General features: G+C 54.7%; 11 protein-coding genes. 10 read left to right on the top strand and 1 reads right to left on the bottom strand.

Features of this window, described 5'->3' with window-relative positions; genetic code table 11:
• Positions 1-3 precede the first annotated feature (3 nt).
• The gene (aspS, locus tag WC184_00680; protein MFA7476393.1) at positions 4-1,734 is read left to right on the top strand and encodes an aspartate--tRNA ligase; all 1,731 of its coding nucleotides are present in this window, start codon (positions 4-6) and stop codon (positions 1,732-1,734) included.
• A gap of 68 nt (positions 1,735-1,802) precedes the next feature.
• Here the strand turns inward: aspS and WC184_00685 are convergent, their stop codons facing one another.
• Complete coding sequence (locus WC184_00685; GenBank protein ID MFA7476394.1) at positions 1,803-2,129, bottom strand: hypothetical protein; 327 nt, start codon at positions 2,127-2,129, stop codon at positions 1,803-1,805.
• On the opposite strand from WC184_00685, the gene WC184_00690 reads away from it, so the two are divergent.
• The 9 genes from WC184_00690 (at position 2,122) to WC184_00730 (ending at position 10,614) form a co-directional block, all read left to right on the top strand.
• A complete protein-coding gene (locus WC184_00690) occupies positions 2,122-2,340 on the top strand; it encodes a hypothetical protein (GenBank protein ID MFA7476395.1) in 219 nt (72 codons plus the stop codon). The two genes, WC184_00685 and WC184_00690, sit on opposite strands and share 8 nt — an antisense overlap.
• 63 nt (positions 2,341-2,403) lie before the next feature.
• Complete coding sequence (locus WC184_00695) at positions 2,404-3,711, top strand: replication-associated recombination protein A (GenBank protein MFA7476396.1); 1,308 nt, start codon at positions 2,404-2,406, stop codon at positions 3,709-3,711.
• Positions 3,708-4,067, top strand: a complete 360-nt coding sequence (locus WC184_00700) for a DUF948 domain-containing protein (protein MFA7476397.1) — start codon at positions 3,708-3,710, stop codon at positions 4,065-4,067. The genes WC184_00695 and WC184_00700 overlap by 4 nt, the downstream gene beginning before the upstream one ends.
• Entirely contained in the window at positions 4,067-4,309 is a 243-nt protein-coding gene (locus WC184_00705; GenBank protein ID MFA7476398.1) for a hypothetical protein, read from the top strand. The genes WC184_00700 and WC184_00705 overlap by 1 nt, the downstream gene beginning before the upstream one ends.
• Positions 4,310-4,324: 15 nt before the next feature.
• On the top strand, positions 4,325-6,910 hold the full coding sequence (alaS, locus tag WC184_00710; protein MFA7476399.1) for an alanine--tRNA ligase: 2,586 nt from the start codon (positions 4,325-4,327) through the stop codon (positions 6,908-6,910).
• Positions 6,897-7,361, top strand: a complete 465-nt coding sequence (gene ruvX, locus WC184_00715) for a Holliday junction resolvase RuvX (protein ID MFA7476400.1) — start codon at positions 6,897-6,899, stop codon at positions 7,359-7,361. The genes alaS and ruvX overlap by 14 nt, the downstream gene beginning before the upstream one ends.
• Positions 7,358-8,533 (top strand): endolytic transglycosylase MltG, encoded by a 1,176-nt coding sequence (gene mltG, locus WC184_00720; GenBank protein MFA7476401.1) that lies wholly within the window; start codon positions 7,358-7,360, stop codon positions 8,531-8,533. The genes ruvX and mltG overlap by 4 nt, the downstream gene beginning before the upstream one ends.
• A 42-nt stretch (positions 8,534-8,575) precedes the next feature.
• Positions 8,576-9,433, top strand: coding sequence for a shikimate dehydrogenase (gene aroE / locus WC184_00725; GenBank protein ID MFA7476402.1), 858 nt, complete (start codon positions 8,576-8,578; stop codon positions 9,431-9,433).
• A 104-nt stretch (positions 9,434-9,537) separates the two neighbouring features.
• Positions 9,538-10,614, top strand: a complete 1,077-nt coding sequence (locus WC184_00730) for a DUF4388 domain-containing protein (GenBank protein MFA7476403.1) — start codon at positions 9,538-9,540, stop codon at positions 10,612-10,614.
• The last annotated feature ends 49 nt before the right edge of the window (positions 10,615-10,663 follow it).

The raw sequence follows: 10,663 nt of genomic DNA on the forward strand, positions 1-10,663 counted from the left end.
GCTATGAGAACCGATATGTGCGGCCAATTGACCGCAGTCGACGTGGGTCGCCAGGTGGCGGTTTGTGGCTGGGTTGCCAGACGTCGTGAGCATGGTGAGCATTTGGCTTTTGTTGACGTACGCGACCGAACTGGTGTCATCCAAGCCGTGGTTGACGGCGCAGCTGATCTGCGCAGTGAATATGTGGTGCGCATCACCGGCGTGGTTCGAATGCGCCCGGAAGGAACTATCAACCCCAACCTGGCCAGTGGTGAAGTCGAGCTTGGCGATTGTGAAGTGGAGGTTCTTTCTGTTTCGCAACCCCCACCGTTTTTGCTCGATGACAGGGTAGAAACCGATGAAACGGTGCGGCTGCGGCATCGCTATATCGATCTGCGGCGGGAACGCATGCAGCGAAACTTGCGCCTTCGAGCCAAAGTCAACAGCGCTATTCGTAGGGCCATGGAAGAACAAGATTTCCTAGAAGTCGAAACGCCCATGCTGATCGCCTCAACTCCCGAAGGTGCCCGAGATTTTGTGGTGCCAGCACGGCTTAAGCCAGGGAGTTTCTACGCTCTGCCCCAAAGTCCGCAGTTGTTCAAACAGCTTTGCATGGTCGGCGGCATTGATCGTTACTACCAGATTGCTCGTTGCCTACGTGATGAAGATCTTCGCGCTGATCGGCAATTCGAGTTTATGCAGCTCGACGCCGAGGTGAGTTTCGCCAGCCAAGACGAAGTATTGGCGCTCATCACCCATGCCGTGGTGGCCGCCGTTAAGGCCGCAACCGCAGTTGAGATCGGAGAAATTCCCCAGATGACCTGGACCGAAGCTATGGAGCGCTTCGGTTCTGATAAGCCCGACGTGCGCTTTGGCATGGAACTGGTAGAGCTGACACCAATTTTCACCGAAACTAGCTTCAACGCTTTCAAAGCTTCTTGTATTAAAGGCATTCGTGTCCCCGGCGGCGCCGACACCACTCGCAATCGCCTGGATGCCCTGACTGAAACGGCCAAACGTTTCGGGGCCAAAGGCCTGGTGTGGATGAAGGTGGAAGAAAACGGCGTGATCAACTCGCCGGTAGCAAAGTTTCTCGGCGAAACCGAACTAGCCAACCTGGTGACAGCCACCGAAGCTGCCCCAGGCGACCTTTTGCTGCTCGTGGCCGACGAGCGGGCCATGGTCCGTCACGTTTTGGGCCTGCTGCGTCTTGAGTTGGGCCGGCCCCCTGTTAACGAAGGTGGGCTTCAGTTCCTGTGGATAACCGAGTTCCCGCTCTTTGAAGGCTTAGACGACAACGGCACACCAATTCCAGCCCACCATGCCTTCACCATGCCGAACACCGATGATTTGGATTTGTTGCGTAACGGCAGCGGGGAAGAGCTCTTAGCAGTTCGATCGCAGGCTTACGACCTAGTTCTGAATGGTTGGGAGCTTGGCTCAGGCAGCGTTCGAATTCATCGGCCCGACATACAGTCGTTGGTCCTTGACCGTATTGGTATTGGCGCCGAGGAAGCTCAGACCAAGTTTGGTTTCTTGCTTGATGCCTTCCAATACGGGGCGCCACCTCATGCCGGGTTCGCTTTTGGAATTGATCGCTTGGTGGCCATTTTAGCTGGGGAAGAAAATATTCGTGAGGTCATCGCGTTCCCCAAAACCCAGTCCGGTAGCGATCCTCTAACTAATGCGCCCACACCCATCGACCCAAATCAGCTTGAAGAGCTGGGCCTGCGTTTGTTGCCACCAAAAGGATGAGCTGTCTTTTGCCCGTTGCAACAGTTGCACCGTGATGAGACCCCGGTGGCCAAGCGAAAGTTCAGAAGTTAAGTAGCCAGTCGTATTTCCACCACCGTCGCACCGTTAGTGGCGGTGGAGAAATCACGGTTCAGTTCGGTTGTTCCGAAAAACTCGATCTCTAGGTCACCTTCTGGTTTATGGGCTCGAAAAGTGTTTTGATCAATGGGCACAATCTCAAAGCCGAGCCCGGAAATTTCCTCTAAAAGCTTCTTCTTGGTTTCCTCAAAAGATGCGCTGTCGGTAGCGAAAACAGCGGCCGAGTCAAAATCTAAGTTGGCTTGGCCATGCGTAAGTGGCGCCAGGCCACAAGGTAGTGAAACTCCAGCTAAGAGGGTGGGCAGGTTGGTGAGCATCGAACGACTCTCGGAACTCTCGGTGTCACGGCCAAGCGACCTAGGTGCCGTTGTGTTGGCCGGGTCTGCTGCGGTCAACCTCAGAGGAGACGACATCACCTCAGTAGTGGGTGGATTGGCCGAAGGTTTGTGGTTCATCCGACGCCACAACCATACGGCGGCTGAACCAATGACCCATCCCCAGAATAAAACGGCGTACCAACGCATTTAACGATATTGCCATGCTTGGAATGCCTAAGCAGTGCCTTTGGGGTCAAGCAACTAAGATAGGGGAGTGAGTAACGACCTGTTCTCGGCCGGAATGGAACGCCAGCTTCACCAAGATGGACCCTTGGCAGCACGGTTGCGCCCCAAACACCTTGATGAGGTGTTAGGTCAGGAACACCTCATCGCTCCGGGAACGCCACTGCGTACTTTACTCGAGCACGACAAATTATCTTCAGTAATTTTATGGGGGCCACCCGGCACTGGGAAAACCACTTTGGCTCACTTGGTGGCCGACTACACCAAAGCCCACTTCGAGCAACTATCGGCCACCCAGGCTTCAGTTAAAGACGTGCGGGAAGTAATTAGTGCCGCCCAAGAACGTCGTGCCCACTACAGCATTTCCACCTTTTTGTTCTTGGATGAAATTCACCGTTTTAACAAAGCACAACAAGATGCGTTGTTGCCTTCGGTGGAATCGGGCCTGCTAACGCTCATTGGTGCAACCACCGAAAATCCGTATTTCGAGCTGAACGCGGCCCTATTGTCACGCTCCACCTTGTTCCGCTTAGAACCTCTAAATGATCAAGCGGTGTTTAAGCTATTGAAGCGCGGCTTAGAGCTCGAGGCTGCCACGGCCACACCTGAGGCGCTAGAACTAATTGCCAGCCGAGCGGGAGGCGATGCCCGCCAAGCTCTCACGGCCCTCGAGGTCGCCATCGCACTGGCACAAACTAACGATGATCGCAACCACACGGTTGTAGAGCTTGCCCATGCTGAAGATGCACTGAGCGCTAAAGCCTTAGCGTATGGACGCGATGCCCACTACGACATAACTAGCGCGTTTATCAAAAGCATTCGTGGTTCCGACGTCGATGCCGGGCTCTACTGGCTAGCGCACATGCTAGAAGCCGGGGAAGATGCTCGTTTCATTGCCCGACGTTTGGTAATTCTGGCCTCAGAAGACGTTGGTATGGCCGACCCGATGTCGCTGTTAGTGGCCGAAGCTGCCGCCCGGGCGGTTGATATGGTGGGTCTGCCCGAAGCACAACTCAACCTGGCTCAAGCCGTGGTGCACCTGGCTACGGCCCCGAAGTCAAACACCGTTACCAAAGCACTCTTTGCGGCTAAAGCCGAGGTTGCCCTGGGTGCTGCGGCCATTGTTCCCAAGCATTTGCGTGACAGCCACTATTCAGGTGCGAAAAACCTGGGACATGGTCGAGGTTACAAGTATCCCCATGATGATGAACGAGGCTGGGTGGATCAAACCTATCTACCGGCTGGGGTAGGCTTGTCGCGCTATTACCAGCCGTCGTCGCATGGCTTTGAAGAGGAGATTCAACACCGCATGTCTACCAGGCAAAAGAAGCAGACGTGAGTGCGGGCGAACTAGCGGCGTTAATTGTGGCTATCGCCTCGGTCGTGATTGCCGTCATTGTGACGGCGGCGGTCTTGTCGTTGCTTCGAACGTTACGTACCGCACGGATGGCGATGAATGAGCTAACCAAGGTGGCAAGCGCCGCGGCAGCTGAAGTGCACCGTAGTGCCACCGCGGTCAATCACGAGTTGGTGCGGGTAGACACCATCTTGGAACGGACCGAATCGATCACTCATAATGTCGATGCCACCACGTCACTTACGTATCGGCTTTTGGCTTGGCCGATGATTAAATTGATTGCCTTGGGAACAGCGATCGGCCGACTTTTTGGTCGCCGTCGAAAGCGGAGCCGTTAATGTTTAAGCGAATATTTTGGTTTTTCCTAGGGGCCATCAGTGGTGCCTTAGGAACCGTTTGGCTCTTGTTACAGCTTCGCTCGAGCGCGTCGCGGTTTACTCCCGAAGGGGTGGCCACCCAGGTTGAAGAATCGTGGCGTTCTCTGAGCGCAGAATTGGCCGAGGTCGTGCATGATGGCCGTGAAATTATGCGAGAGACGGAAGCCAATTTGCGCCGTGAACTGTCCAACCATCCGCTTTAGTAGTCTGAGATCACCATGAAAGCTAGCGAACTCCGCCAAATCTGGACCAAGTTTTTTGAAGATCGCCAACACACTCCAGTGGCATCTTCCAGTTTGATTCCCACCCACCCCAGTGCGCCCATGTTTACCAACTCGGGCATGATGCAGTTCGTGCCTTATTTCCTAGGCGAAGAACCAGTACCGTTTAGCCCACCTCGGGCAGTCACTGTGCAGAAGTGCGTTCGTGCTGGAGGTAAGCACAACGACCTCGATGACATTGGTCGTTCGTTACGTCACCTCAGCTTTTTCGAGATGCTGGGCAACTTCAGCTTTGGTGATTATTTTAAAGAAGCGGCTATTCCTTGGGCTTGGGAGATGACCACCGAGGTATTGGGTATCGACGGTGACCGTGTATGGGTCACCATTCACGAAAGTGATGACGAAGCCGAAGAAATCTGGGTTGACGGCGTTGGGTTTCCGCGAGAGCGGCTACAACGACTTGGTGCCGACAACTTTTGGGAAATGGGTGAAACCGGACCTTGTGGGCCTAGCTCCGAGTTGTTTTTCGACTTTGGTTCGGCCTATGGCCCCGAAGGGGGACCAGCTAACCCGGCCGCTGAAACACGCTTCGTGGAGTTTTACAACAGCGTGTTCCCACAGTTTTTTCGACGTGCCGACGGTAGCCTAAGCGACCTTGACAACAAAGGTATCGACGTTGGTGCCGGCTTAGAGCGAATTCTTGGGGTGATCCAAGGGAGCCCCAGCTTATATGTGGCTGACTCACTGGCCACTTTGGTTGAAGAAGCCGAGCGGGTTACCAAGGTTCGTATTGGCCAAAGTGACCTGGGCGATATCGCCTTGCGTTTGTTGGCCGATCACACCCGCACCATGACGTTCCTAATCAGCGATGGTGTTATTCCCTCGAACGAAGATCGTGGCTATGTCCTGCGTCTGATCATTCGGCGCGCCATCCGCTTTGCTTATTTGTTGGGCGTAGAAACCTCGGTTTGTACGCCACTGGTGCAGCATTGTATCGACGCTATGGGCACCGATTACCCCGAGATTCGAACGAACCAAGATTTGGTTCTGGGCATCGTAGAGCGGGAGGAAGGTCGTTTCCGTCAAACACTTCGTTCCGGTTCTCAAATCCTCGACCAAGAACTCGATGCCCTGCCAGATGGTGGCCGTTTAGATGGCGAAGTGGCTTTTCAACTGCACGACACCTACGGATTTCCCCTTGAAGTCACCAAAGAGGTGGCTTTGTTAAAGGGTTTCGAGGTTGACACGGCGGGCTTTGAAACCGCCATGTCTAGGCAGCGTCAGCGCGCCAAAGCGGCTAGTAAAGCTGGCGGTGTGGTCGATGACGATACCACCCGCAGCTATCAACAAATTCTGTCGGAGCATGGTCCTACGGTTTTCACGGGCCGTACCGAAACCAGTTCTAAAGCGGTTGTTATCGGCGTTGTTGGGAACGATATCTTCTTAGACCGCACCCCGTTTTATGCGGAATCGGGCGGTCAGGTTGGAGATACCGGTGAAATTGTAACCGACACTGGTGTGGCGAAAGTGCTCGACACGACCTACGGCGTGCCAGGTTTACATCGTCACCGTGTTGAGTTGGTGTCTGGCACAATTGAAGTGGGTCAAGAAGCAGTAGCTTCAATTGACGAGGAACGCCGTGCCGCTATCAAACGGAATCACACTGGTACCCATATTCTGCATTGGGCGTTACGCGAGGTGCTTGGTGACCACGTTCGCCAGCAAGGTTCACTAGTAGCACCAGATAGATTGCGTTTCGACTTCAGCCATTTTGAATCGGTAACCCCTGAAGAAATAGCGGCCATTGAAGACTTGGCGAACCACGAAATTTTGAACAACGCCGAGGTAAAACACTTCGAAACCTCAAAAGCTGAAGCTGAAAAGCTTGGCGCCATCGCTTTTTTCGGTGAGAAATATGGCGAGCGGGTCAGGGTCTTGCAGGCCGGTGCGCATTCCATAGAGTTCTGCGGCGGAACGCACGTTTCGGCCTTAGGTGACATCGGTCCACTCAAAATCATTTCCGAGAGTTCAATCGGATCGAATATTCGCCGCATAGAAGCCATAACTGGCTTCGGTCCCATTCAACGTTTACGTCAAGAAGAGGCGGTGCTAGCTGATGCGGCGGCGCTGCTTGGGGTTAAACCCACCGACATGGTCGAAGGTGTTTCGAAGCGTCTAAGCGAACTAAAGGACACTCGCAACCAACTAAAAGCCCTGAAGGCGCAGCTAGCGGTAGGCCAAGCCAGCTCTTTGGCTGATTCAGCAGTCGATGGTTTAGTGGTGGCCCGTGTCGACGATTTAGAACGCGATGATCTACGGCAATTAGCGCTCGCGGTGCGCGACCAAAGCGGAATCAAGGGCGTGGTCTTAGGCGGATTGCCTAGCTCCGGTGGTGTGGCCATCGTGGCGGCGGTCACGAAAGATTCAGGTCTGCACGCCTCCGAGCTGATCAGCGAACCAGCACGACTAGTGGAGGGCGGCACCGGGAAGAATGCCGAACTGGCCATGGCTGGGGGCAGAAACCCAAACCGTCTCGATGACGCGCTTGCTTTGGTGCGAGACGCCATGCGTGCTTCGGCTTGAATCGGAACCGCAGCCGATGAGGGCGCTTGGAATAGATTTCGGTTCTCGACGTATCGGCGTGGCCCTCAGTGCTGGAACATTAGCAACCCCGTTTGAAGTGGTAGAACGTAGCGGTGACCGACAGCGTGATCATTCCAAAATTTTGGCTCTGGCCGCCGAAGCTGACGCTGAAGTGTTGGTAGTGGGCTTGCCCTTGTCGATGGACGGTTCAGTGGGTCCGGCGGCCAAGGGCATCTTGGCCGAGGTCAAAGAGCTGGCCAAGCGCACCTCGCTGCCCGTGGAAACCATTGATGAGCGGTTGACGACGGTGACTGCCGATCGACAGCTTCAAGAACAAGGCCTGAATGCCCAAGCCCGAAGAAAGGTTGTAGACAAAGTGGCAGCGTCCATCATTCTACAATCGTGGCTTGACCGTAGGGCCGACGATCCCTCACAAGGAACAAGTACGTGACTACCCCCAGCTCATCTCGCTCCTCGAGAAACGGTGATACCAGGGCCACTCAGGCCGATCTTCGAGGCGACCCCGGCGACTGGCAGTGGGACGATGGCCGCTACGTGAGAATTCGTCCCGAACCGCCTCGGTCACGCCAGGTTCTTTACACCCTGGTAGCCACGGTAGCGTTAATTGCAATGATAGGTGCTGGTGCTATTTTTTGGTTACAGCGCCAAATTAACCCTTCGGGTGGCCTAGGCGATGCCGTGGTGATCACGGTACCAAGCGGTTCCTCAACCGACTCGATTGCAACACTCCTGGCTAAAGAAGGCGTAGTTAATAACCCCACAGTATTTCGTTATTACCTGCGTTGGAAAAACAAAGGTGCTTTCCAGGCTGGCTTATACAACATGAACAAGAACATGTCGTTCGGGCAAGCAATCGCGGTTTTGGAAGCGGGACCAGCGCCAATTGAAACCAAACGCTTCACGGTTCCCGAAGGGCTGACCGTGGCTGAAATTGCGGAACGTTTGGATGACCAAATCGAGAGTTTCGATGCTGCTGAGATGTCGAGCGCGTTGATTCGCATGGAGACCCCGTGGCGACCAAAGGGCAGCAACGACTGGGAAGGTCTGTTGTTTCCCGACACCTACGATTACGCCCTGGGCGATACGCCAGTTGAAATTTTGGAGCGGATGAACCAGCAATTCACCAAGGTTGCTACCGATGTCGGTTTGGTTCCCTATATGAATCTTGACCCCGTCACTGGCGCACCTCAAGGGCTTACGGCTTACGAGTACATCACGATTGCCTCCATGATTGAGAAGGAATCTCGTTTGAGCGATGAGTACGGGAAGGTTTCACGGGTCATACACAACCGATTGGCCATCGGTATGCCTCTAGGCATCGATGCAACGGTGTTTTTCGCTCGTGGTCCCGAACGCAGCGGTCCACTCACCGACGCCGACTTGGCCATCGATTCGCCTTACAACACACGCCTTAATGCTGGCATTCCGCCTGGACCGATTGCGGCGCCTGGTCGTGCGGCATTGGCTGCGGCGTTGAATCCAGAAGACGGACCGTGGCTTTATTACGTGTTGGCCAGCAACGACGGCAGCCATTTCTTCACCGACGACTACGATGAGTTCTTGGCCCAGAAAGAAAAATCGCAGGCCGAAGGAATCTTCTAAGCGCATTTGTTAACTGCCGGGATACTGCAAGAGGTAACCAAAATGATTCAAAACATTGCGGTAAGTGGCAATACAAAGGTGGTAGGCCTCATTGGGCATCCGGTGCAACATTCGCTATCCCCGGCCATTCACAACGCCGCTTTCAACCATCTTGGCCTCGACTGGGTCTTCACGGTTTTTGATGTTGCCCCCGAACATGGCGATCACGCAATTGAAGCGGCCCGAGTCTTGGGAATTGAGGGTTTGAGCGTCACCATGCCGCACAAGGCCAACGTGGCGGCCACTGTTGACCAATTGACATCTCAAGCGGCCAAACTAAACGCCGTAAATTGTGTTTATCGTGCTGGTAACAAAATGGTGGGCGACAACACCGACGGCGCCGGGTTCGTAGCATCGTTGTTAGAAGATGCCGAGTTTGTTCCCAAGGGTAAAACGTGCGTGGTTTTTGGTGCGGGCGGCGCGGCTCGTGCGGTGATTTTGGCCTTGGCTGAAGCTGGTGCTGGCGAGATTGTGGTGGTTAATCGAACCGTCGAGACCGCCCAATTGGCAGTCTCGCTTGCTCCAGAAGTGGCGCGGGTTGGGGAGGCCTCAGCAGTAGGCCGAGCCGATCTGGTAGTAAATTGCACCTCAATTGGGATGCATAGCGACTCCGATCCGGCTCAGGTAAATCGCAGCCCTGTTAACCCAGAGCTATTGCGCCAAGGCCAGGTCGTTGCTGACTTGGTGTACCATCCGCTCCAAACCAGGCTTATGCAAGACGCTACCGCCAAAGGGTCTCAGGTGGTTGGTGGACTGGGCATGTTGGTGCACCAAGCCGCCGTAGCGTTCACGAAATGGACGGGTGAAGCGGCACCTCTGGCCGTTATGAAAGCAGCGGTTGAAGGTCATCTGGTCGACTAGCTCGTGAAAGACTTGTACCCGGCGAGGTTGATTTTTCCCCGACTCCTTTAGATTCATCGCTCTTTTGCCGATAGGTACATTGAACTATTGGGTTGGAGGTGGAGATGTCTCTTTCAGGAACCCTCGGATCGTTCGCCTTGCCAGACGTTTTACGGTTGCTTGCCAATACGGGCAAGACCGGTTTGTTGAGTGTGGAAACCGAGCGAGGCCGAGGCACTCTGGCGTTCGTAGACGGAAAATTGGCACAGTGTGTATCACCCTGGAGTGGCCATATCGACGCTGGCGCTGTGGTGCTCTTCGAGATGCTTTGCGCCGAAGACGGAGCATTCAACTTTGATGGTGATGTGTCCACCAGCGAGCTTGGCGGTGACCATCTCGAGCTTGAAGAAGTCTTGGTTACCGCCGAAGGCTACCGTCGTGAATGGGAAGAGATCCTGCGAGTGGTGCCATCCACCGATAGCTATGTTGCCTTAGTCGCTGATCAGCAAGAAGACACGGTGACCCTAAGCTCGTCGCAGTGGCGGGCAGTCGTGGCCTTGAGCGGGGGTGCTTCGGTGTCGGAGCTTGGTGCCAGACTTGGATTGGGTGAGCTTCCCACCGGTCGAATGGTGCGCGACCTGTTAAAGCTAGGTGTGGCCGCCATCGAATTAGTTGAAAACCCGACTGTAATCAGCGATGCGTATTCTTCGTCAACGGCTTATTCCTTGGCTGATAACTATGCCGCCAGCGAGGATGAATATCAAGGCTTTGCCGATTCATGGTCCGATGACCCGCCTTCATGGTCGGATGACCCGCCAGCGGCGCTCAGCTATCGGGAATCTGATGATGTGCTGACCCCGTTTGGCACTGAGCCGGTATCAGAAGAGTTCCCAGAAGAAGACCCACGGGGCGGACTTTTCGGTGGTGACACGTTTGCCGAGTTGGAAGCCAACCTTCGTGAATCAAACTTTGGTGCAACGCCAGGACCCGAGCAAGGATTGGTTGCCGATCTGCAGGATTCGAACCAGCTAGCGCGTCAGCTGGCCAACCTTTCGCCGCGTGCTGCAGCAGCGGTTGCGGCGGTGGCAGAGTCAACCGGCAATGCTGAGGGAGAAGAAGCTTTTGGCCCAGTTATCGACGATGGTGACGATTCAATAAATCGTGGTCTACTTCTTAAGTTCCTCTCCAACATTAAAGAGTAAGCGCCGAGCATAAACCCCTAGTAGCACGTACCACACTACGCTTTGGGCG

This window comes from Acidimicrobiia bacterium (genome assembly GCA_041676705.1).
GTDB lineage: Bacteria > Actinomycetota > Acidimicrobiia > Acidimicrobiales > SKKL01 > Actinomarinicola.

Coding starts and splice junctions, on each gene's coding strand:
- aspS (MFA7476393.1), top strand. CDS start 4: ATGAGAACCGATATGTGCGGCCAATTGACCGCAGTCGACGTGGGTCGC.
- WC184_00685 (MFA7476394.1), bottom strand. CDS start 2,129: ATGCTCACCAACCTGCCCACCCTCTTAGCTGGAGTTTCACTACCTTGT.
- WC184_00705 (MFA7476398.1), top strand. CDS start 4,067: ATGTTTAAGCGAATATTTTGGTTTTTCCTAGGGGCCATCAGTGGTGCC.
- alaS (MFA7476399.1), top strand. CDS start 4,325: ATGAAAGCTAGCGAACTCCGCCAAATCTGGACCAAGTTTTTTGAAGAT.
- aroE (MFA7476402.1), top strand. CDS start 8,576: ATGATTCAAAACATTGCGGTAAGTGGCAATACAAAGGTGGTAGGCCTC.
- WC184_00730 (MFA7476403.1), top strand. CDS start 9,538: ATGTCTCTTTCAGGAACCCTCGGATCGTTCGCCTTGCCAGACGTTTTA.